This is a genomic window from Sulfurisoma sediminicola (assembly GCF_003865015.1).
Classification (GTDB): Bacteria; Pseudomonadota; Gammaproteobacteria; order Burkholderiales; family Rhodocyclaceae; genus Sulfurisoma; species Sulfurisoma sediminicola.
The window spans coordinates 375,053-395,103 of record NZ_BHVV01000002.1 but is presented as its reverse complement, the minus strand read 5'-3'; the positions used below and the strand labels follow the sequence as shown (position 1 = coordinate 395,103).

Annotated in this window: 21 protein-coding genes; 9 read left to right on the top strand and 12 right to left on the bottom strand. The window is 67.0% G+C overall.

The window, feature by feature from the left end:
* The first annotated feature begins 4 nt into the window (after window positions 1–4).
* The gene (locus tag EJE94_RS06030; RefSeq protein WP_121243249.1) at window positions 5–454 is read left to right on the top strand and encodes a YaiI/YqxD family protein; all 450 of its coding nucleotides are present in this window, start codon (window positions 5–7) and stop codon (window positions 452–454) included.
* Between the two features lie 238 nt (window positions 455–692).
* Here the strand turns inward: EJE94_RS06030 and EJE94_RS06025 are convergent, their stop codons facing one another.
* The 4 genes from EJE94_RS06025 to EJE94_RS06010 are packed head-to-tail and all read right to left on the bottom strand — an operon-like array spanning window position 693 to window position 4,176.
* On the bottom strand, window positions 693–1,157 hold the full coding sequence (locus EJE94_RS06025) for a hypothetical protein (RefSeq protein WP_124962404.1): 465 nt from the start codon (window positions 1,155–1,157) through the stop codon (window positions 693–695).
* Complete coding sequence (locus EJE94_RS06020; RefSeq protein ID WP_124962403.1) at window positions 1,141–1,950, bottom strand: hypothetical protein; 810 nt, start codon at window positions 1,948–1,950, stop codon at window positions 1,141–1,143. The genes EJE94_RS06025 and EJE94_RS06020 overlap by 17 nt, the downstream gene beginning before the upstream one ends.
* A complete protein-coding gene (gene dsrP, locus EJE94_RS06015) occupies window positions 1,937–3,208 on the bottom strand; it encodes a sulfate reduction electron transfer complex DsrMKJOP subunit DsrP (RefSeq protein ID WP_121243246.1) in 1,272 nt (423 codons plus the stop codon). The genes EJE94_RS06020 and dsrP overlap by 14 nt, the downstream gene beginning before the upstream one ends.
* Before the next feature lie 11 nt (window positions 3,209–3,219).
* Complete coding sequence (locus EJE94_RS06010; protein WP_121243245.1) at window positions 3,220–4,176, bottom strand: 4Fe-4S dicluster domain-containing protein; 957 nt, start codon at window positions 4,174–4,176, stop codon at window positions 3,220–3,222.
* A 561-nt stretch (window positions 4,177–4,737) separates the two neighbouring features.
* Here EJE94_RS06010 and dusB point away from each other — a divergent pair.
* The 5 genes from dusB (at window position 4,738) to hemF (ending at window position 9,816) form a co-directional block, all read left to right on the top strand.
* A complete protein-coding gene (gene dusB, locus EJE94_RS06005; protein WP_121243244.1) occupies window positions 4,738–5,751 on the top strand; it encodes a tRNA dihydrouridine synthase DusB in 1,014 nt (337 codons plus the stop codon).
* Window positions 5,748–5,978 carry a Fis family transcriptional regulator gene (locus EJE94_RS06000; RefSeq protein WP_121243243.1) on the top strand — a complete coding sequence of 77 codons (231 nt, stop codon included), beginning with the start codon at window positions 5,748–5,750 and terminating at the stop codon, window positions 5,976–5,978. The genes dusB and EJE94_RS06000 overlap by 4 nt, the downstream gene beginning before the upstream one ends.
* A 9-nt stretch (window positions 5,979–5,987) precedes the next feature.
* Window positions 5,988–7,559, top strand: a complete 1,572-nt coding sequence (purH, locus tag EJE94_RS05995; RefSeq protein WP_121243242.1) for a bifunctional phosphoribosylaminoimidazolecarboxamide formyltransferase/IMP cyclohydrolase — start codon at window positions 5,988–5,990, stop codon at window positions 7,557–7,559.
* A gap of 107 nt (window positions 7,560–7,666) precedes the next feature.
* Window positions 7,667–8,935, top strand: coding sequence for a phosphoribosylamine--glycine ligase (gene purD, locus EJE94_RS05990; RefSeq protein ID WP_121243241.1), 1,269 nt, complete (start codon window positions 7,667–7,669; stop codon window positions 8,933–8,935).
* Window positions 8,935–9,816, top strand: coding sequence for an oxygen-dependent coproporphyrinogen oxidase (gene hemF / locus EJE94_RS05985; protein WP_121243240.1), 882 nt, complete (start codon window positions 8,935–8,937; stop codon window positions 9,814–9,816). Before purD ends, hemF begins: the two co-directional genes overlap by 1 nt.
* Here the strand turns inward: hemF and EJE94_RS05980 are convergent.
* The 4 genes from EJE94_RS05980 to hemC form a co-directional block, all read right to left on the bottom strand.
* Window positions 9,813–10,979: a heme biosynthesis HemY N-terminal domain-containing protein gene (locus tag EJE94_RS05980; RefSeq protein ID WP_121243239.1), complete on the bottom strand. Its 1,167-nt coding sequence runs from the start codon at window positions 10,977–10,979 to the stop codon at window positions 9,813–9,815. The two genes, hemF and EJE94_RS05980, sit on opposite strands and share 4 nt — an antisense overlap.
* Before the next feature lie 176 nt (window positions 10,980–11,155).
* Window positions 11,156–12,241: a uroporphyrinogen-III C-methyltransferase gene (locus EJE94_RS05975; RefSeq protein WP_207855754.1), complete on the bottom strand. Its 1,086-nt coding sequence runs from the start codon at window positions 12,239–12,241 to the stop codon at window positions 11,156–11,158.
* Window positions 12,231–13,034: a uroporphyrinogen-III synthase gene (locus EJE94_RS05970; protein WP_243642536.1), complete on the bottom strand. Its 804-nt coding sequence runs from the start codon at window positions 13,032–13,034 to the stop codon at window positions 12,231–12,233. The genes EJE94_RS05975 and EJE94_RS05970 overlap by 11 nt, the downstream gene beginning before the upstream one ends.
* A 21-nt stretch (window positions 13,035–13,055) precedes the next feature.
* On the bottom strand, window positions 13,056–13,988 hold the full coding sequence (gene hemC, locus EJE94_RS05965) for a hydroxymethylbilane synthase (protein ID WP_121243308.1): 933 nt from the start codon (window positions 13,986–13,988) through the stop codon (window positions 13,056–13,058).
* A 75-nt stretch (window positions 13,989–14,063) separates the two neighbouring features.
* On the opposite strand from hemC, the gene EJE94_RS05960 reads away from it, so the two are divergent.
* Genes EJE94_RS05960 through EJE94_RS05950 form a run of 3 tightly spaced genes read left to right on the top strand, consistent with a single transcriptional unit; the run spans window position 14,064 to window position 17,752 of the window.
* Entirely contained in the window at window positions 14,064–14,543 is a 480-nt protein-coding gene (locus EJE94_RS05960) for a thioredoxin fold domain-containing protein (protein WP_124962402.1), read from the top strand.
* Window positions 14,540–17,320, top strand: a complete 2,781-nt coding sequence (gene ppc / locus EJE94_RS05955; protein ID WP_121243236.1) for a phosphoenolpyruvate carboxylase — start codon at window positions 14,540–14,542, stop codon at window positions 17,318–17,320. Before EJE94_RS05960 ends, ppc begins: the two co-directional genes overlap by 4 nt.
* 54 nt (window positions 17,321–17,374) lie before the next feature.
* A complete protein-coding gene (locus EJE94_RS05950) occupies window positions 17,375–17,752 on the top strand; it encodes a hypothetical protein (RefSeq protein ID WP_121243235.1) in 378 nt (125 codons plus the stop codon).
* Here the strand turns inward: EJE94_RS05950 and EJE94_RS05945 are convergent.
* The 4 genes from EJE94_RS05945 to EJE94_RS05930 are packed head-to-tail and all read right to left on the bottom strand — an operon-like array spanning window position 17,731 to window position 20,043.
* Window positions 17,731–17,958: a cysteine-rich CWC family protein gene (locus EJE94_RS05945; protein ID WP_121243234.1), complete on the bottom strand. Its 228-nt coding sequence runs from the start codon at window positions 17,956–17,958 to the stop codon at window positions 17,731–17,733. The two genes, EJE94_RS05950 and EJE94_RS05945, sit on opposite strands and share 22 nt — an antisense overlap.
* Window positions 17,955–18,446, bottom strand: a complete 492-nt coding sequence (locus EJE94_RS05940) for an HvfX family Cu-binding RiPP maturation protein (protein ID WP_121243233.1) — start codon at window positions 18,444–18,446, stop codon at window positions 17,955–17,957. Before EJE94_RS05940 ends, EJE94_RS05945 begins: the two co-directional genes overlap by 4 nt.
* Window positions 18,443–19,186: an HvfC family RiPP maturation protein gene (locus EJE94_RS05935; protein WP_121243232.1), complete on the bottom strand. Its 744-nt coding sequence runs from the start codon at window positions 19,184–19,186 to the stop codon at window positions 18,443–18,445. Before EJE94_RS05935 ends, EJE94_RS05940 begins: the two co-directional genes overlap by 4 nt.
* Complete coding sequence (locus EJE94_RS05930; RefSeq protein WP_121243231.1) at window positions 19,183–20,043, bottom strand: HvfB family MNIO-type RiPP peptide maturase; 861 nt, start codon at window positions 20,041–20,043, stop codon at window positions 19,183–19,185. The genes EJE94_RS05935 and EJE94_RS05930 overlap by 4 nt, the downstream gene beginning before the upstream one ends.
* Window positions 20,044–20,051: the final 8 nt, after the last annotated feature.

Here is a 20,051-nt window from a genome sequence, read left to right as displayed (position 1 = left end):
ACGCGTGCAGATCTGGGTCGATGCCGACGCCTGCCCCAGGCCGGTGAAGGAAATCCTCTTCCGCGCGGCGATGCGCACGGGCGTCGCGGTCACCCTCATCGCCAACCAGATGCTCGCCGTGCCGCGCTCGCCGCACATCCGCGCGCTGCAGGTACCCAAGGGTTTCGACGTCGCCGACAACGAGATCGCGCGCCGGGTCGAAGCGGGCGACCTCGTCGTCACCACCGACATACCGCTGGCCGCCGACGTGATCGCCAAGGGCGGCAAGGTGCTGACCCCTCGCGGCGAAACCTACGACGCCGGCAGCATCGCCGCCGCCCTGACCCTGCGCAATTTCATGGACACCCTGCGCTCGTCTGGCGTCGAAACGGGCGGGCCGGCATCGTTCAGCGCCAGCGACCAGCACGCATTCGCGCGGCAGCTGGACAGGGAATTGTCTGGGCGGAAGATCTGAGGTCCGGAGTCGACCAGGACCTGTCTTACGGGATCTTTCTCCATCGCCGACTTGAACCGGTGTGCGCAACCGCAAAGTCGTTGAACCGCCCCCCATTACTGCAGACCGGCTGTCGGGCTGCGGCAAAATGGCCGATGAACTTCATGACCAAGGCGGGAAGCACACACACAAGCGCCCACCTATCGCCGCTGGATTTCTCATCCATTGCGAATGAGTGCCGGACAACCGTTGCAATCGATCAAAACCCAAGTGTTTCGACGACGGCAACCAGGTCGGCAAAGCTGGCCGATTCGAGTTTCGCCGCCAGCGCGGCCTTGTCCAGTCCAGCGCATTCAAATCTGGTGAGTTCCACCTCAAGGGGCAGTTCCCGGATTTCCAGCGGCGACATGAATCCGATATGGCAGATATGGGCAAGGCACAGGCGTTCCGGCTCGGTGAGTTCCAGGCCGTGATGCCTCAGTATTTCCAGGTATCGCTCGGCAGTGCGGTTGAGCTTGCCGCTGATCTCCATGGTGTTCTTTTGCCCCTCCGCGAGAATCGCGAGCGGCGGCCCGAAAAAGACGCTGGTTTTTCCGACAACCCGCGTCTTTTCGGCCGTCGTCAGGGCAGGGGCAATCCAGCTGGGATCACCCCTGCCTTGACCCGGCGCGGGCGTCGAGGCAGCGTCGTCCGGCAAATCCGACATATCAGTGGGCGATGCCATGCACGCGCTCGTACTTGGCGTCCTTCATGCCTTTGGGAAGCTGCGGCGGCGATTCCGGCGCGATCTGGACGAAGCCCCTGTTTCTGGCGCCATCCTGGACGTTGTGCGGGTTATGGCATTCGGTGCAGGTGAACCAGCGCTTCTTGCCCGTGCTGGCCCATTCGCCGATGCGCTTGCCGTGGATGCCGTCCCGCCAGTCGCGCATTTTGTCGCCATGGCACTTGCCGCAAAGCAGTTGTGGCTGGTCGATGCTGACCGGATCGCCGAAGTTGTCCACCAGCTTGTTGCGCTGGGTCGTGTGGTGGCAATCGAGACACCAGATGCGACCGCGACCATGTTGCAGGTTCTGGGCATCCGGCAGCAGGCCTACCATCGTCGGGATCGGCTTCGGCTTCTTGTCCTTCGGCAGCGTTGGCGGGTTGAACGCGGGTCCGACGCCGTTATGGCAGGCCGTCGCGCACATCGGCAGGATGGCAAGTTTCTCGGACCGCGGTTTGACGACAGCCTTGCCCGGAGCGACATTCCCCAGAAGAGGCATGTCACCCATGGGGACGGTGCCGTCGAAGGGATCGCCCCACCAGAGGACCGCCCCGGTTTTCGGGGAACACTTCACGTTGGGCCAGCCCGGCTGAAGGTCACGCTTTACGACTTCCGACGCGCCCTTGCGGCTTTCGAAGCAAGTAATCTCCTGCTGCTGTTGCGCAAAAGCGGAAGAAATCATCCCGCAGCAGAAGGCCAGAATCATCGTGTGGAATGCAAGTTTTTTCATGATGGCCGCCTCACTTTGATCCAACCGCGGCTGCCTGGCTGCTGCCCGCGAGATCACCGGATTTTGCCGCCGTCCCGCTCTCGTACTTGACCTCGCCCAGCAGGATGCCGATGGCGCCCTTGAGCAGGATGGTCAGGATGAAGAAGCCGGCCGCCCAGTTGCCGAGCGTCACCAGGACCTCGACCAGGGTCGGGTAATACTCGGTCACCTCCCCGATGGGCGTGGGAATGAAGCCGGGAACGATCAGCCCCATCCCCTTCTCGATCCAGATTCCGCTAAAGGCCAGGACGCAGGCGATCGGCAGCAGCTTGTAGTTGGTGCGGATGCCGGGAACCAGGAACATGACGAAGCCGATGATCATGAAAGCCAGGGAACTCCAGAACCACGGAACCAGGCTGGTGAGGCCATGCAGGCCGAACATCAGGTAGTAGAGGCCATTCGCATGCTCGGTGCGGGCGTACAGCTCGACGACGATTTCCGACATCGTCAGGAACAGGGCGATGCCGAGGCACCAGGTGATGATGGTCGACAACAGGTTGATCGCATCGTCCTGAATCCACATCCTGGTGTTCTTGCGGATGATCAGGAAGGCCAGGATGATCAGGCAGGGTCCCGCCGCGAATGCAGTCACGATGAAGCGGATCGGCATCATGCTGTGGAACCACATCGGACGCGCAGGCAAGGTCGATATCAGGAAGGCCGTCACGGTATGGATGCTGAGCGCCCAGACGATCGAGATATAGACCAGGGGCATGAACCAGTTGTTGTTGACCTTGCCACCGGTATATTTCGCGTAGAGGTAGTAGAAGCCGCAGATGAAGTTGAGCAGGAGGTAGCCGTTGAGCACCAGCACGTCCCATGCCAGCATCGACCCGGGCATGTTGTAGATGCCGATATACGGAATCATGTGCCAGAGCCGGTCGGGTCGTCCCATGTGGGCAAAGACGAACAGCATGACCATGATCACCGCTGAAATCGCCAGCATTTCCCCCAGCACCGTGACTTCATGCATCCCCTTGTGATGGTAGACGTAGGCAGGAAAGACGATGGTCACGGCACCGGCCGCCACGCCGACCAGGAACACGAGGTTGGCGAAATAAAGGCCTTCGTGAATCTGGCTGGTCATGCCGGTGACGATCAACCCTTCGGTGTTTTGCAGGTAGAACCCGTACAGCGCAGCCGCGATGAGGACAGAAAGAAAGCCCATCCAGGCATAGAACTTCTGTCCGCCGATGAGGACGTAGCGAATGTAGTCGGAAGTGAAACCAATCAGTTTTTCCACAATCCGGCTCCTCAGTCGTAGAAGTAAAAGAACTTCGGAAAGGTGTTCAATTCAGCCTTGAGGCGGAACACGTTTTTCCGGGCCAGGATCAGGCTGACTTCGCTTTCCGGATCGAGCAGATTGCCGAACTTGCGGGCGCCCACCGGGCAAACCTCGACACAGGCCGGATAGCGTCCCTTGCGGGTCCGTTGCAGGCACCAGTGGCACTTCTCGACGACGCCCCGCATGCGCGGCCGGTTGCCCAGATAGTGCGTCACCGGGTTCATTTCTTCCTTGGGCAGGACCGGGTTGGTGAGGTTGATGCGGCGCGCCCAGTAGGGGCAGGCACTCATGCACATGCGGCAACCGATGCACCAGTTGTAGTCGATCACCACCGGGCCATCGGCCTCGCGGTAAGTCGTTCTCACCGGACACACCTTGACGCAGGGCGGCTTCTCGCATTGCATGCAGGCGATCGGCATGTAGGTGGCGTCCTTTTCCGGGACGGCCTCGGGTTCGTAACGGTACTGTCCTTCGAGAACCTGACCGGCCGGCGTGTAGGCATTGCCCCCGACCTGGATGCCCAGCCCTTCGGGATAGCCGTGGTTCATCTTGTCCGTCGCGAACTCCCCGCGCTCCATCCTGAGCACCTGGATCCACTCGATGCGTTCCCCGGGGTTCTTGCCGCGCGACTGGTTGTTCTCCTCGACGCAGGCCTTGACGCAACGGCGACAGCCGATGCACTTCCTGACATTGAGCGCGTAGCCCATGAGGACACCCGGCTGGGCCTCGGTGCCATCGACGGTGACCTTCTTGCCGTACTCGGCAGAGTAGCGCCTTTCAAGACGGGTGCGCGCCTCGGCCTTCTCCTCGGGCGTCATCAGGCGGTAGTTGCCCTGGAAATGCTCGGCCCATTCGGTCGCGGCCTTGGCATCGTCGGACATCGTCATCAGGGCCGCGGCCCCCATCAGCGATGAAGCGCTCAACATTCCGCCGGCCTTCAGGAAGTCGCGGCGCGAGGTCGTCGGGCCCGGCGCCGAAGGATCAGCCGACGCGGGTTGCGCCGGACATCCGGACGACCTCTCCTGGTCGGAATCGGCAGCAGGGTTCTCGTTAGGGATCACAATTGTTCTCCAGGATAGGGAAATGGCCGCAATCGAATTTCCAATGGATCACGAAGCTGTCGTCCGCTCCGCGAGTCAATCGACGCGAACGGCCGCGAAATTCCCGGGACAATCGTCTGTCGATTATTTCGCTAGCCTATAAGTTGCAGGCAAGGCTGCATTGATATGAATCAATGCCCCTAAAGACTGTAGGTACATTGTCGGCCGTGAATGGCTGCTCTCGATTTGCGCTACCGGCGGGTGCGGGTCGCAAACCGACACTTGATTGAATCCACCCAAAGCAGGAGGCGACGGTCGGGTCGCCGCGAGCAGCGCTGAACTCCGGGAAACCCGGGGGACGCCTGGCAAGGCTTGGCCGATTGCACAATATTTAGGCGGACTGGAGTAGAATCCGCGCCTTTCCCGATTTCGCCTTCCCGATCTGCAATGGACTTCCTCGGCTTCCAGCTGCGCAACAATCTTTTCGTCGCGCCCATGGCCGGGGTCACCGATCGTCCCTTCCGTCAACTGTGCAAGCAGCTCGGTGCCGGGCTCGCGGTGTCCGAGATGGTCACCTCGAACTCCCTGCTCTACGGCAGCGCCAAGACGCGCCGCCGCGCCAACCACGACGGCGAGGTCGAGCCGATCTCGGTGCAGATCGCCGGCGCCGATCCGGCGATGATGGCCGAAGCGGCGCGGTACAACGTCGACGAGGGCGCGCAGATCATCGACATCAACATGGGTTGTCCGGCGAAGAAGGTGTGCAACGTCATGGCCGGCTCGGCGCTGATGCAGAACGAGGCGCTGGTGGCGAAGATCCTCGAGGCCGTGGTGAACGCCGTGCCGAACACGCCGGTGACGCTCAAGTTCCGCACCGGCTGGAACCGCGACAACAGGAACGCCCCGGCCATCGCGCACATCGCACAGGAATCCGGCATCCGCGCCATCGCCATCCACGGCCGCACTCGCGCCGACCAGTATCAGGGCGAGGCCGAATACGACACCATCGCCGACGTGAAGTCGCGCGTGAATATCCCGGTGATCGCCAACGGCGACATCACCTCGCCGCAGAAAGCCAGGTTCGTCCTCGACTACACGCAGGCCGACGGCGTCATGATCGGCCGTGCCGCCCAGGGCAGGCCCTGGCTGTTCCGCGAAATCGAGCATTACCTCAGGACCGGCGCACTGCTGCCGCCACCGCAGGTCAGAGAAATTCACGCCATCCTGCGCGGGCATCTGGCCGACCTCTATGCCTTCTACGGCGAGCAGACCGGTGTCAAGATCGCGCGCAAGCACATCGGCTGGTACACCAAGGGGCTGGTCGGCGCCTCGCACTTCCGACACGCCATGAACCAGTTGCAGACGGTCGAGGAGCAAATCGCCGCGACCGACGAATTCTTCCTCGCCGAGGATGGATTGGCCGCCACCAACGACAGACTAATTTACAAAGAAGCTGCATGAGCACAGAACTGCACGACTGCGTGCGCCGCACGCTGAACCGCTATTTCCGCGACCTCGACGGCCAGGCGCCGCATGCCATCTACGACATGGTGCTGGCCGCCGTCGAGCGCCCGATGCTCGAGGTCGTCATGAAGCAGGCCGACGGCAACCAGACCGTCGCCGCCCAGATGCTCGGCATCAACCGCAACACCCTGCGCAAGAAACTTACCGAACACGATCTGCTCTAGGGAGCCCCCATGAAAGTCACCCAAGCCCTCCTCAGCGTCTCCGACAAGCACGGCGCCGTCGATTTCGCCCGCGAACTCGCCGCGCTCGGCATCAAGCTGCTGTCCACCGGCGGCACCGCCAAGCTGCTGCGCGACGCCGGCCTGCCCGTCACCGACGTCTCCGACTACACCGGCTTCCCCGAGATGCTCGACGGCCGCGTCAAGACCCTGCACCCGAAGGTGCATGGCGGCATCCTCGGCATCCGCGGCAACGCCGAGCACGCGGCGACCATGGAGAAGCACGGCATCCCGACCATCGACCTCGTCGTCGTCAACCTCTACCCCTTCACCCAGGCCATCGCGAAGAAGGACTGCACGCTGGAGGACGCCATCGAGAACATCGACATCGGCGGCCCCACCATGGTGCGCGCCGCGGCCAAGAACCACGGCAACGAGAAGGGCGGCTGCGCCGTCGTCACCGAGCCGGCCGACTATGCGGCCATCGTCGCCGAGCTGAAGGCCAACGGTGGCGCGATCTCCTACGCCACGCGCTACGCCCTGGCCAAGAAGGCCTTCGTGCACACCGCGCGCTACGACGGCGCCATCGCCAACTGGCTCACCAGCCTCGACGCCGACAACAAGCCGACCACCTTCCCCGAGCGCCTGCAACTGGCCTTCGACAAGGCCGACACCATGCGCTACGGCGAGAACCCTCACCAGCAGGCGGCGTTCTACAAGGAACCGAACCCGGTGGCCGGCAGCATCGCCAGCTACGAGCAACTGCAGGGCAAGGAACTGTCCTACAACAACATCGGCGACGCCGATGCGGCGTGGGAGTCGGTCAAGGCCTTCGACGCCACGACCTGCGTCATCGTCAAGCACGCCAACCCCTGCGGCGTGGCCGTCGGCGCGACGGCCGAGGAAGCCTACCGCCGCGCCTTCTCGACCGACCCGACCTCGGCCTTCGGCGGCATCATCGCCTTCAACTGCGCCATCGACAAGGCGACGGCCGAGGCCGTCTCGGGCCAGTTCGCGGAAGTCATCATCGCCCCCGAGATCACCCCCGACGCCCGCGCCGTGTTCGCCGCCAAGCAGAACCTGCGCGTGCTCGTCGTGCCCATGGGCACCACCTCCGGCGTCTTCGACTTCAAACGCGTCGGCGGCGGCCTGCTGGTGCAGACGGCCGACGAGGCGCGCATCGTCCAGAGCGACCTCAAGATCGTCACCAAGCGCGTGCCGAGCGAGCAGGAAATGCGGGATCTCCTGTTCGCCTGGAAGGTCGCCAAGTACGTCAAGTCCAACGCCATCGTCTACTGCAAAGACGAGATGACCGTCGGCGTCGGCGCCGGCCAGATGAGCCGCGTCGATTCCGCGCGCATCGCCGCCATCAAGGCCGAGAACAACAAGATGACCGTCAAGGGTTCGGTGGTGGCGTCGGATGCCTTCTTCCCATTCCGCGACGGCCTCGACGTGCTGGCCCAGGCCGGCGCCACGGCGGTGATCCAACCCGGCGGCTCGGTGCGCGACGCCGAGGTGATCGCGGCGGCCGACGAGCAGAATATCGCGATGGTGTTCACCGGCTTCCGGCACTTCCGACACTGAAACCTGACGCGGAGACGCAGAGGCGCGGAGAAATACAAAGTGCACTTTTCGATTTCTTCCTGGTTTGCCTCTGCGTCTCTGCGCCTCTGCGTCAAGGAATTTTCCTCATGAAATTGCTCGTCATCGGTTCCGGCGGCCGCGAACATGCCTTGGCCTGGCGGCTGGCGCAGTCGCCGCGGGTGCAGAAGGTCTATGTCGCGCCCGGCAACGCCGGCACGGCGCACGAGGACGGCCTCGAGAACCTGCCCATCACGGGTATCCGCGAACTTGTCGCCTTCGCCCGCGACAACGCCATCCACGCCACCGTCGTCGGCCCCGAGGCGCCGCTCGCCGCCGGCATCGTCGATGCCTTCCGTGAAGCCGAGCTGCGCATCTTCGGGCCGGCGCGCGAGGCCGCGCAGCTCGAAAGCTCCAAGGATTTCGCCAAGCAGTTCATGCAGCGCCACGGCATCCCTACGGCAAAGTTCCGCACCTTCAGCGATACCGCCGCCGCCCACGCCTACATCGATGCCGAGGGTGCGCCCATCGTCATCAAGGCCGACGGCCTGGCCGCCGGCAAGGGCGTGGTCGTCGCCACGCTGGCGGGCGAAGCGCATGCCGCGATCGACGACATGCTCTCCGGCAACAAGCTCGGCGAAGCCGGCAGCCGCGTCGTGATCGAGGAATTCCTCGATGGCGAGGAAGCCAGCTTCATCGTCATGGCCGACGGCCATCACGCGCTGGCGCTGGCCACCAGCCAGGACCACAAGCGCCTCAAGGACGACGACCGGGGCCCCAACACCGGCGGCATGGGCGCCTACTCGCCGGCGCCGGTGGTCACCCCCGAGATCCACGCCCGCGTCATGCGCGAAGTGATCATGCCGACGCTCGCCGGCATGGAGAAGGACGGCATCCTCTACACCGGCTTCCTCTACGCCGGCCTGATGATCAAGCCCGACGGCTCGCTCAAGGTGCTCGAGTTCAACTGCCGCATGGGCGACCCCGAGACGCAGCCGATCATGCTGCGCCTCAAGAGCGACCTCGTCGAACTGGTCGATGCCGCGATCAACGGCCACCTCGACAAGGCCGAGGCCTTGTGGGACCGCCGCGTCGCGCTCGGCGTGGTGCTGGCCGCGCATGACTATCCCGACAACCCGCGCAAGGGCGACGTGATCCACGGCCTGCCCAAGGCATCCGCCGATGCCCATGTCTTCCATGCCGGCACCGCGGAGAAGGATGGACACGTCGTCACCGCCGGCGGCCGCGTGCTCTGCGTCACCGCGCTCGGCGACAACGTCCGCGCGGCGCAGAATCGCGCCTACGAGATCACCGACGACATCCGCTTCGACGGCATGCAGTTCCGCCGCGACATCGGCCACCGCGCCATCAAGCGCTGATGGACACCGCGCCGATCCACGAGTATTTCGCGGGCCTGCAGGAACGCATCGTCGCGGAGCTCGAGGCTTTCGACGGCAAGCCCTTCCGCCGCGACGCCTGGGGCCGCGGCACTTCGATCCTGCTCGAGGACGGCGACTTCTTCGAGCGCGGCGGCGTCAATTTCTCCCACGTCACCGGCGATTCCATGCCGGCCTCGGCCACCGCCCATCGCCCCGAACTGGCAGGCCGCCGCTTCGAGGCCATGGGCGTCTCGCTGGTCATGCACCCGCGCAATCCCTGGTGCCCCACCACGCACATGAACGTGCGCTGCTTCGTCGCGACCAGGGACGGCGAGGCGCCGGTCTGGTGGTTCGGCGGCGGCATGGACCTCACGCCCTACTACGGCGTCGCCGAAGACGCGCAGCATTTCCACCGTACCTGCAAGGAAGCGCTGACCCCCTTCGGCGACGACGTCCATGCGCGCTACAAGAAATGGTGCGACGAGTACTTCTACCTCAAGCACCGCAAGGAGCCGCGCGGCATCGGCGGCATCTTCTTCGACGATTTGAACGAAGGCGGCTTCGACAGGTGCTTCGCCCTGACGCAGAGCGTCGGCGACCATTTCACCGCCGCCTACCTGCCGCTGTGCGAGCGCCGCCGCGACACGCCCTACACCGAGCGCGAGCGCGATTTCCAGGCCTATCGCCGCGGCCGCTACGTCGAATTCAATCTGGTGTGGGACCGCGGCACGCTGTTCGGCCTGCAGTCGGGCGGCCGCACCGAGTCGATCCTGATGTCGCTGCCGCCGATCGTGAAATGGCGCTACGACTGGCACCCGGAGCCCGGCAGCGCCGAAGAGAAACTCTATACGGAGTTTCTTCCGCCGCAGGACTGGATCTAGAGCACCGCCGCGGCGCGGTAGTGGCGTTCCGCCAGCGCCGACTTTTCCAGGCTGTCCAGCAGTTGCGCCAGTTCGACATGGGCGGCGCGCGTCGCCTCGACGGCGATCGATGCTTCGAGGTAGCTCTGCGCCTTGCCCCAGAGTTGCCGCTCGCGGCACAGCCGCCCGAGCGCGAGCAGCAGCTGCGCGTCGCGCGGCCGCTCGTGCAGCCACTTCTCGCAATGGGCGATGCGGCCGAGCACGTCGCCGCCGGGGCACAGCGCATAGGCGGCGATCAGCGACGAATCCCAGTGCTCGTCGAGCACGTCCTCGACCAGTTGCGCGGCGCCGGGACAGTCGCCAGCGCGCACCAGCGCGCGCGAGGCCTCGAGGGCGAGGCGCGGCTCGAGCCGGTCGTCGGCGGCGATCTCGCGCCAGTAGGCATGGATGGCCTTGGCATCGTCGGCGATGGCCTTGAACACTTCGACGTGGGCGCGGCGGCGCAGCGGCGCGGCCTGCTCGGGACTCAGCGCCTTGTGCTTTTCCAGTTGCCGCGTCAGGCGGGCGACCTCGCGCCAGTCGCCGCGGCCCTGGTGGGCGCGCAGCGCCAGGCGCAGCGCGCCGATATGGCGGCCGCCCACGGTGGCCAGGCGATCGAGCGCGGCCAGCGCCACATCGAAATCGCGCGCATCGAGCGCCAGTTCGGCCTCGGTCATCAGCACCGCGGCACGGCTGCCGTCTTCATGATCGACGGTGCGCTGCCGCCATTCGCTTTCACGCGGCGCGTCGCGCAGGGCATGCGCCGCGCGCCACGCGACGAGCGCGGCCAGGTCGCGGGCGTGGCCGGAATCGTAGACCTTCTCGGCGTTCTTCAAGGCATGCGAAAAACGTCCCTCGGCGAAATTGCGCAGTGCCTCGTGCAGGGTGTTCTCGGCGCTGCCGCGGGCACGCCGCGCACGGAACTCGCTGACCCGCCGCGGCAGGCGCAGCAGCGCGCCGAGCGAGCGAAATATCCAGTAGCCCGTGACGAAGCCCGTGGCGACGAGCAGCAGCAGAAAGTTGAGCGACAGCTCGACGCGCCACGGCGGCAGCACGAACAGCGCATAGCCGTCGTTGTAGCGCGCCGCCAGCGAGAGGCCGACAGCAAGTACGGCGAGCAGCAGCAGCCAGAGCAGCGTGCGCATCAGACCGCCCCGCCGCCGGGCCGCCCCCAAGGCGGGGCCCAAACCCGAGCGCGTGGAACGCGCGACCCCTTCGCAGCAGACAACAAGGCTCCCCGTGACATTCGAGCGGCTTTGCACTTCCTGCGGTCGCAACGAGCTTGCAGGCTCCCCCCGCGAGGGGGGCTGGAGGGGGTGGGTCATTTCTTCACGGACCTGAAGTTGCGCAGCGCGGCCAGCGTCTCGTTGAGCGTCGGCGGCTCGATCGCGACATTGGTGGTGCCGAGCGTGCGCACCACTTCGAGGGCTCCCTGCACCGGCTTGGCACGGACGTCGAAGTAGCGCTCGAGCCAGGCCTGCGCCTGCCGCATGTCATCGCGGAAACTCTTGGCGTCGCGGGCGAGCAGGGCGAGGCGGGCGTTGACCAGGCGCAGCTTGAGGTTCTCGCGCAGGAAGAAGCTCTGCTGCGGCGACAGCAGGCCGGGATCGGCATGATCTATCCGCTCGATGCGCACCATCTGGCGGAACTCAGCCCAGGCGTCGGCGAGGAAACGCTGCCACCAGGCGGGCTCCGGCGCGGCGGACTTCTTCGCCGCGTCGGCGCCCCTGGCGGCCACCGTGTTTGACATCGGCCGCTGCTCGAAGGCCAGCGGCATGGAATCGACGCTGGCGATGACGCTTTCGAGCTTCATCGCCATGCCCGGCACGTCGGCGGTCGGCAGCGCGCGCAAGCGTTCGATGTCGCGCGCGATCAACTTGCGCACGCCGAGGAATTGCGGGCTGGCGGCGCGGGCCAGCCGCGCATCGGCGCCGGTCAGCGCGATCAGCGCCGCTTCGACGTTGCCGGCGAGCTGCAGCTGCTGCGCGGCGATGGACACGGCCTGCTCGACCTCGGCGATGACGCGATCGTCGCGACCCTTCGACAGTTCCTGGTACATCGACTCGAGCGCAAGCTGCTGGCCCTGCGACTCGGCCAGCTGCGCCTCCAGCGCGCCGACCTTGGCGGCGAGCGCCTGCAGCGCTTCCTGGTTCTGGCGCGCGATGGCCCGCGCCTCCTTGCTCTGCCCGTCGCTTTCGGCCAAGCGCCTGGCCAGCTCCTCCTGCACCGCCGACAGGCGGAACCGCGTCTCCAGCCATTGCGCACCGAACAGCAGGGCGACGGCAACGACGGCGAACATCAGCTTGCGGCTGCCGGGCACGGCCCGCAGGCGGCCGGGGGCCGGCACGGATGGCGGCGCAGTCGGCGTGGACGTCGCGGTTTCGGGCGGGGCGGGATCAGGCGTCATGGCGGGAAAAATAGCTCAGAAGACCGGCGACGAGGCCGTCGTCGGCGGGGCCGGTGAGTTCGATGCGCGAAAGCCCCAGCGCGCGCGCCTGCTCGGCGATGCGCACATGCGGCACGAACACGGGCGTCTGCTTGAGCCAGCTCCGGCCGAGCCTGGGCAGCATCTCCCACAGGTTGCGCAGCCCTTCGCTGCTGGTCAGCGTCACGGCATCGAGATGGCCGTCATCCCAGAGCTTGAGCAGGGGCGACGGGTCGGTCTTCGGCTTCGAGCGGCGATAGGCGGTGACGTATTCCACTGTCGCGCCGCGCGCCTGCAGGGTGTCGAAGACGACATCGCGGCCGCCGTCGCCGCGGAAGATCAGCACCTTCCTGCCCTGCATCTCCTGCAACTCGGGCAGGGCCAGCAGGGCCTCGGAGTCGAAGCGGTCCTGCGGCGCGATCACCTCGCGGATGCCGAAGCGCTCCAGTTCGCGCTCGCTGCTCTTGCCGATGGCGGCGACGCGCACCTGCGCCGGCCACGACCGTCGCGACAGGATCACTTCGAGCGACTTGGCGATGGCATTGGGGCTGACGAAGACGGCGAGATCGATGCCGTCGAGGCGGATCGCGGCGTCCAGCAGCGGCGAGACATCGTCGAGGGCACTGATCGCCAGCACCGGGAACAGCACGGGATGGGCGCCCTGCTCGACCAGCGCCGCCGCCAGATGCTCGCACTGTTCGGCCGGCCGCGTGACGACGATGTGGCGTCCTGACAGTGCCGTCCGAGTGGATACGGCTTCGCTCAATTTCTTCAACGGCGCGTCCACGCGGTCCGGCTAGCCCAGTGCCGCGAGAATCTCGTCGGCGCCTTGCGCGCGCAATGCCTCTGCCAGCTTCAGTCCCAAAGCCTCTGCCTCGGCCGGCGCGCCGGTGAGCTCGGCGCGGGCGATGCGCGAGCCGTCGGGCAGGGCGACGAAGCCGCGCAGGAAGATCCGTCCGCCGCGCATCTCGGCGTAGGCGCCGAGCGGCACCTCGCAGCTGCCGGCCAGCGCGCGCGAGACGGCGCGCTCGGCGCGGACGCAGGCGGCCGTGGCGGCATCGTCGAGCGGGGCCAGCCATTGGGCCATCTCGGGCCGCGACGACAAGACTTCGATGCCCAGCGCACCCTGGCCCGCGGCGGGCAGCGAAGCCTCGGCCGGCAACACGGCGCGGATGCGCTCGCCGAGGCCGAGGCGGGTCAGGCCGGCGGCGGCGAGGATGATGGCGTCGTACTGGCCCTCGTCGAGCTTGCGCAGGCGCGTGTCGAGGTTGCCGCGCAGCGAGGTGACGGCCAGGTAGGGATAGTTGGCGTGGAGCTGCGACTCGCGGCGCAGGCTCGAGGTGCCGACCACCGCGCCCGGCGGCATGTCGTCGAGGCTGGCGTAGCGGCTGGAGACGAAGGCATCGAGCGGCACCTCGCGCGGGCCGGTGGCGACCAGGGCGAACTCCGGTGCCAGCTGCATCGGCACGTCCTTCATGGAATGAACCGCGAGGTCGGCGCGTCTATCCAGCAGCGCGGTCTCGAGTTCCTTGACGAACAGCCCCTTGCCGCCGACCTTGGCCAGCGGCCGGTCGAGGATCTGGTCGCCGCGCGTGGTCATGCCGAGAAGCTCGACGCTGCAGGCTGGGTATAATTGTTGCAACAAGCCGCGCACGTGTTCCGCCTGCCACAGGGCAAGGCGCGATTCGCGCGTGGCGATAACAATGCGCTCGGGGCTGGTGGCGTTCACGAACGGCGGTCCTGGGTAATCGATCAAGGAGACAGTCTGATGGCGATGGCCATGAGGCTTCGCACGCGTGCTGCCATGCGATGGCTGCGCCCGGGCCTGAGCCTAGCAGCGGCGGCGATTCTAGCATGGCCGCCCCTCGCCTTTGCCCTGCCGCCGGCACAGGATCTGGCCGCCGACGCTCGCCAGATGCGCGAACAGAAGCTGCCCATGCTGGTGCTTTACAGCCGCGAGGGCTGCGGCTGGTGCGAGCGGGCGCGCGTCCACCATCTCGATCCGATGGCGGCCGATCCGGCGACCGCCTCCCGCGTGCTGATCCGCCAGATCGACGTCGACCGCCGTACCGCCCTCGCCGACTTTTCCGGCAAGGCCGGCAATCACAAGGATTTCGCCCGCGGCCGCAAGATTCGCCTGACGCCGACGATCGAAGTGCTCGGCCCCGACGGCGAGCTGCTGGCCGAGCCCATCGTCGGCGTGCGCCTGCCCGACTTCTATGGAACCTACATCGATCGTGCGGTCGACACCGCCCGCGATCGCCTGCGCGAGAAGACCCCATGAAACATTCGACCCAATCGCCCCCCGGCGAAACCGCCCCCGACAAGGACCACCCGCTGCGCGAGGACATCCGCCTGCTCGGCCGCGTCCTCGGCGAAACGCTGCGGCAGCAGGAGGGCGACGACGCCTTCGACACGGTCGAGCGCATCCGCCAGCTGGCGATCCGCCTGCACCGCGAGGAGAGCGCCGAAGCGCGCCTCGAACTCGCCGCCATCCTCGACGGCCTCGACCGCGAGCGCGCCAACCAGGTCGTGCGCGCCTTCAGCTACTTCTCGCACCTCGCCAACATCGCCGAGGACCTGCATCACATCCGCCGCTCGCGCGCCCACCTCATCGCCGGTTCGGCGCCGCGCGAAGGCAGCCTCCAGCTCGCCCTGCAGCGCGCCCGCGACGGTGGCCACGACGAGGCCGCGCTGCGCGAGTTCTTCGACGGCGCGCTGGTATCGCCGGTACTCACCGCGCATCCGACCGAGGTCCAGCGCAAGAGCATCTTCAACGCCCAGATGAAGGTCGCCGCGCTGCTCGACGAGCGCAGCCGCATGCAGCTCACGCCCGAGGAACTCGACGACAGCGACGCCGGGCTGCGCCGCGCCGTGCTGACGCTGTGGCAGACGCGCATGCTGCGCCTGAAGCGCCTGTCGGTCGCCGACGAGGTCGCCAACGGCCTCTCCTTCTACGACTACACCTTCCTCAAGGCGCTGCCGCGGCTCTATGGCCGGCTCGAGGACGACCTCGCCACCGCCGATCCGTTCTGGGCCAAGCAGGAACTGCCCTGCTTCCTCCGCATGGGCAGCTGGATCGGCGGCGACCGCGACGGCAACCCCTTCGTCACCGCCGACGTGCTGCGCTCCGCCCTGCGCATGCAGAGCACGCGCGTCATCGACCACTACCTCGAGGAAGTGCATCGCATCGGCGCCGAAATGTCGCTCGCCTCGGGCCTGGTCGGCACCAGCGAAGATCTGATCCGCCTGGTGCAGCGCTCGCCCGACCGCTCGCCGCATCGCGAGGACGAGCCCTACCGCCGCGCGCTGGCCGGCGTCTACGCGCGACTGGCCGCCACCGCCCGCGCCCTCGACAACCACGAGGCGCTGCGCCATGCCCTGGGCGAGATGCCGCCCTACGACAGCGCCGCCGACTTCCTCGCCGAACTCGACATCGTGCGCGATTCGCTCGACGCCAACGGTTCGCACCTGATCGCGAACGGCCGCCTGCGCCGCCTGCGCCGCGCCGTCAAGGTCTTCGGCTTCCACCTGGCCGCGCTCGACCTGCGGCAGAACTCCGACGTGCATGTGCGCACCGTGCACGAACTGTTCGAGGCCGCCCGCCCCGGCGTCGACTACGCCGGCCGCGCCGAGGAGGGCCGCATCGCCCTGCTGCTCGGCGAACTGGCCACGCCGCGCCTGCTCTCCTCGCCCTTCGTCGACTACAGCGACGAGACCGGCGGCGAACTGGAGATCTTCCGCGCCGCGCGCGAGGCCCACGAGCGCTACGGCAGGGCCGCCATCGAGAACGTCATCATCTCCAAGGCCGACGGCGTCTCCGACGTGCTCGAGGTCGCGCTGCTGGCCAAGGAAGCGGGCCTGCTGCGGCCGCGCGAGGGCGAACTCGACATCAACATCGTGCCGCTGTTCGAGACCATCGACGACCTGCGCCGCGCCAGCGCCACCATGGATGCGCTGTTCGCGCTGCCGGCCTACCGCCGCCTGCTCGAATCGCGCGGCATGCGGCAGGAGGTCATGCTCGGCTACTCCGACAGCAACAAGGACGGCGGCTTCCTCACCTCGGGCTGGGAACTGTACAAGGCACAGAACGCGCTGGTCGAAGTCGCCAAGCGCCACGGCGTGCGGCTGCGGCTGTTCCACGGCCGCGGCGGCACCGTCGGCCGCGGCGGCGGCCCCAGCTACGACGCCATCCTGGCCCAGCCGCCCGGCGCCGTGCAGGGCGCCATCCGCATCACCGAGCAGGGCGAAGTCATCGCCTCCAAGTATTCCAATCCGGAAGTCGGCCGCCGCAACCTCGAAATCCTCGCCGCGGCGACGCTCGAAGCGACCCTGCTGCCGCACGCCAGCGGCATGACCCGTCCCGAATGCCTCGAGGCGATGGAGCAACTCTCGGCCCACGCCTTCAAGGCCTATCGTGATCTGGTCTACGAGACGCCGGGCTTCGTCCAGTATTTCTGGGAATCGACGGTGATCAACGAGATCGCCGAACTCAACATCGGCAGCCGCCCCTCCTCGCGCAAGAAGACGCAGGCCATCGAAGACCTGCGCGCGATTCCCTGGGTCTTCTCCTGGTCGCAGTGCCGCCTGATGCTGCCCGGCTGGTACGGCTTCGGCAGCGCGGTGCAGGCCTTCCTCGCCGAGCGCGGCGAGGCCGCCATCGAGCTGCTGCGACAGATGCACCGCGACTGGCCCTTCTTCCGCACCCTGCTCGCCAACATGGACATGGTGCTGTCAAAGAGCGACATCGGCATCGCCGCCCGCTACGCCGACCTGGTCGCCGACCCCAAACTGCGCGACGCCATCTTCCCGCGGCTCAAGGCCGAGTGGCAGGCCAGCATCGATGCCCTGCTCACCATCACCGGCCAGCGCGAACTGCTCGACGCCAACCCGCTGCTCAAGCGCTCGATCCGCAACCGCTTCCCCTATCTCGACCCGCTCAACCACATCCAGATCGAGCTGCTCAAGCGCCATCGCGCCGGAGAAACGGACGAACGGGTCAAGCGCGGCATCCACCTCACCATCAACGGCGTCGCCGCGGGCCTCAGGAACAGCGGCTGACCCGGCGGCAGAATCGTGGCAAGCTAGTCGTTTCCTCACCCCGCCGAGGTCGCAATGGAACGCACCACCGTCACCCTCAACGGCAAGCCCGTGCAGGTCGAATGGACTGCGCCCGCGGCGCGCGAGCTGGCCGCGCGCCAGGCGCCGCTGTTCGTCGAACTGGAACTCTACTTCTCCTGCCTGGTGAAGAAGTTCGTGCATTTCCGGGAGGATGCGCGCGGCTACGAGACAGCGGCCGCGCACGACAAGCTGCACCTCTACTTCCGCCCGGTGACCTCGACGTCCTGCACTTGGGAAGTCGCCGAGCAACTCGGCCGCCAGCCGGAGAAGCCGATCGACAGCGTGGCGCTGCGACACGTCGCGCCCCGCCATGTGCACATCGACCATGTCGACGGCAAGTGGGTCGGCAGCTACGACTTCCTTCCCGCCTGATCCTGCTGCGCGATGATCTCGCGCAGGCAGGCCGGGCAGTAGCAGCCGCTGCCGGCGCCGGGTATGGGCAGCGCCGGCGGCAGCTCGGCGCACCAGCAGCTCTGCGCGCCGGCCTCGTTGCCGCAGACGAAGACGGCGCCGCAGCGCGGGCAGGCGCGTTCGCCGGGCCGCCGTCCCGCCACTACCGACTTTTCACGATCCGTCATCCGATCGTCCGCCGCCTGACGAACGCATCCATCGACAACCGTCCCGGCCCTGAGAGCATCAGCGGCAGCAGCATCGCCATGAAGATCAGCGGCAGCTTGAAGTTGCCGTGGCCCTGGTCGGTGATGGCGTAGCCCTGCGCGAGGTCGGCCAGCGTCACCCATGTCGCCGGCCAATGCGCGGCGGCGGTGGCCACGACGGTGAGCACGAACAACGAGACCGCGAAGAAGCGCGTGCCCAGGCCCAGCACCAGCGCGATGCCGCCGACCAGCTCGAACCCGGTCGCGAGCTGCCAGCTGATGTCCGGCGGCACGGCGCTGAAGGGATAGGGGAACCTGCCCTGGATGTCGGCGAACCAGTTCTCGCCGCGGAACTTCTCCAGGCCTGATTCGAAGAATTCCCAACCGAGCAGCAGGCGCAGACCGAGCATGGCGAACCAGAGGCCGAGCCAGTCGACGCCGGCGAAGGCCTTGCCGAGCAGCTTCTTCATTTCTTCGCTCCGATGATGGCGCCGGCCAAGCGCAGTTCTTCCAGCAGCGCCGCACCGTGCGCGAGCACCGCTTGCGGGTCGGGATGCCCGAGCTCGACGGCGATGGCGAGGCATGTCTGCCGTCCCGTGCGACCGCCCTCCTGCAGCAAAGCGACGAGGCGCGCGCTGACCGCGTTCAGTTCGACGAAATTGACATCGTCGGCCGCGTCGCGGAACACCAGCAGCCGGGTCGCCGCCGGCTTGCGCGGGCGGAAGTCCGGGCCGATGCGCTGCACCGGCCAGGCATAGGCGAGGTTCATCAGCGCCGGCGCCGGCACGGGAATGCCGTCGAGCAGGTCGCCGGCCGGGTCGTGCGCCGGAACGTCCGCTTCCATGACGTCGACCGCCAGCTCGGCCCACTCGTAGTGCGCGAGCTCGCGCAGCCAGGGCGGCACCGCAACCGGCAGCGGATCGGTCTCGAGCAGCCAGCGCAGGAACTCGCGCGGGATCTCGCGGAAGTACGGCGTGTGGCAGCGCGCCTCGCGGAAGAAGGCGCGCATCAGCCGCGGCCAGCGCCGCTCGCCGAGGATGCGCCGCGTCAGTGGGAAGCAGGCGAGCAGGAAGCCCTCGAGGTTGTTGTAGAGCAGTTCGCCGTAGATCGCGGCGCGGCGCGCCGGCACGCCGGCCGGACGCGGGTGGCGGCGCGGGTCGCGCAGGTGGCGGCCGAAGGCGAACTGGAAGTCCTGGAACGCGGGGGTCATGCGGCCACCCGTGCCGGCGGGGCGCGATAGCACATCTGCACCGCGGCGATGCGTTCGACCTCGCCTGCCAACTTGGCCAGCGGCGGGATGTTGAAGTCGCGCTCGAGGCAGGTCGGCAGCGGACCGACGCGCGCATAGGCGGCGTCGAGCAGCGCCCACACCGGATCGATGACGTCGGCGCCGTGGGTATCGACCAGCACGCCGTCGGGCTCGACGTAATGACCGGCCATGTGCAGGTAGCAGGTGCGCTCCAGCGGCAGCGCGTCCATGAATTCCAACGGATCGAAGCCGAAGTTGCGGCTGTTCACGTAAATGTTGTTCACGTCGAGGTGGAGCAGGCAGTCGGCCTCCTCGACCACCGCGCGGATGAACTCTCCCTCGCTCATCTCGGCACCCGGCGGGGCGACGTAGTAGGAGGCGTTCTCGATGCCGATGCGCATTTCGAGGATGTCCTGGGCGCGGCGGATGCGGCTTGCCACCCATTTCACGGCGTCGCCGGTGCAGGGTATCGGCAGCAGGTCGTAGAGGTGGCCGTCGTCGCCGCACCACGACAGGTGTTCCGTGTAGAGGGGAATGCCGTGCTCTCGCATGAAGCCCCTGATTCGCCGCAGCAGCGCCTCGTCGAGCGGACGCGGCCCGCCGAGGTCGAGCGAGAGGCCGTGGCAGACGAAGGGATGCGCTTCGGTGAAGGCACGCAGGTCCTTCGCCGAACGGCCGCCCATGCCGGCCCAGTTCTCCGGAGCCAGCTCGAAAAATGAAACGGCGGCAGGCCATGCACCCAACTGCGCGGCCTTCAGGTCGGGGATGAGTTCCCGCCTGAAGCCGAGGCCCGCGCCGGAAATGCCGGCGGGTTTCATGCTGTCGC

Excerpts from the sequence above, each read along its gene's own strand:
- EJE94_RS06000 (WP_121243243.1), top strand. The coding sequence starts at position 5,748 with ATGAGCACAGAACTGCACGACTGCGTGCGCCGCACGCTGAACCGCTAT.
- EJE94_RS05975 (WP_207855754.1), bottom strand. The coding sequence starts at position 12,241 with ATGACGCCTGATCCCGCCCCGCCCGAAACCGCGACGTCCACGCCGACT.
- purH (WP_121243242.1), top strand. The coding sequence starts at position 5,988 with ATGAAAGTCACCCAAGCCCTCCTCAGCGTCTCCGACAAGCACGGCGCC.
- EJE94_RS05980 (WP_121243239.1), bottom strand. The coding sequence starts at position 10,979 with ATGCGCACGCTGCTCTGGCTGCTGCTGCTCGCCGTACTTGCTGTCGGC.
- EJE94_RS06010 (WP_121243245.1), bottom strand. The coding sequence starts at position 4,176 with ATGTTGAGCGCTTCATCGCTGATGGGGGCCGCGGCCCTGATGACGATG.
- dusB (WP_121243244.1), top strand. The coding sequence starts at position 4,738 with ATGGACTTCCTCGGCTTCCAGCTGCGCAACAATCTTTTCGTCGCGCCC.
- EJE94_RS05940 (WP_121243233.1), bottom strand. The coding sequence starts at position 18,446 with ATGAAGAAGCTGCTCGGCAAGGCCTTCGCCGGCGTCGACTGGCTCGGC.
- EJE94_RS05960 (WP_124962402.1), top strand. The coding sequence starts at position 14,064 with ATGCGATGGCTGCGCCCGGGCCTGAGCCTAGCAGCGGCGGCGATTCTA.
- EJE94_RS05945 (WP_121243234.1), bottom strand. The coding sequence starts at position 17,958 with ATGACGGATCGTGAAAAGTCGGTAGTGGCGGGACGGCGGCCCGGCGAA.
- purD (WP_121243241.1), top strand. The coding sequence starts at position 7,667 with ATGAAATTGCTCGTCATCGGTTCCGGCGGCCGCGAACATGCCTTGGCC.
- EJE94_RS06025 (WP_124962404.1), bottom strand. The coding sequence starts at position 1,157 with ATGGCATCGCCCACTGATATGTCGGATTTGCCGGACGACGCTGCCTCG.
- EJE94_RS05935 (WP_121243232.1), bottom strand. The coding sequence starts at position 19,186 with ATGACCCCCGCGTTCCAGGACTTCCAGTTCGCCTTCGGCCGCCACCTG.
- ppc (WP_121243236.1), top strand. The coding sequence starts at position 14,540 with ATGAAACATTCGACCCAATCGCCCCCCGGCGAAACCGCCCCCGACAAG.
- hemF (WP_121243240.1), top strand. The coding sequence starts at position 8,935 with ATGGACACCGCGCCGATCCACGAGTATTTCGCGGGCCTGCAGGAACGC.
- EJE94_RS05930 (WP_121243231.1), bottom strand. The coding sequence starts at position 20,043 with ATGAAACCCGCCGGCATTTCCGGCGCGGGCCTCGGCTTCAGGCGGGAA.
- EJE94_RS05950 (WP_121243235.1), top strand. The coding sequence starts at position 17,375 with ATGGAACGCACCACCGTCACCCTCAACGGCAAGCCCGTGCAGGTCGAA.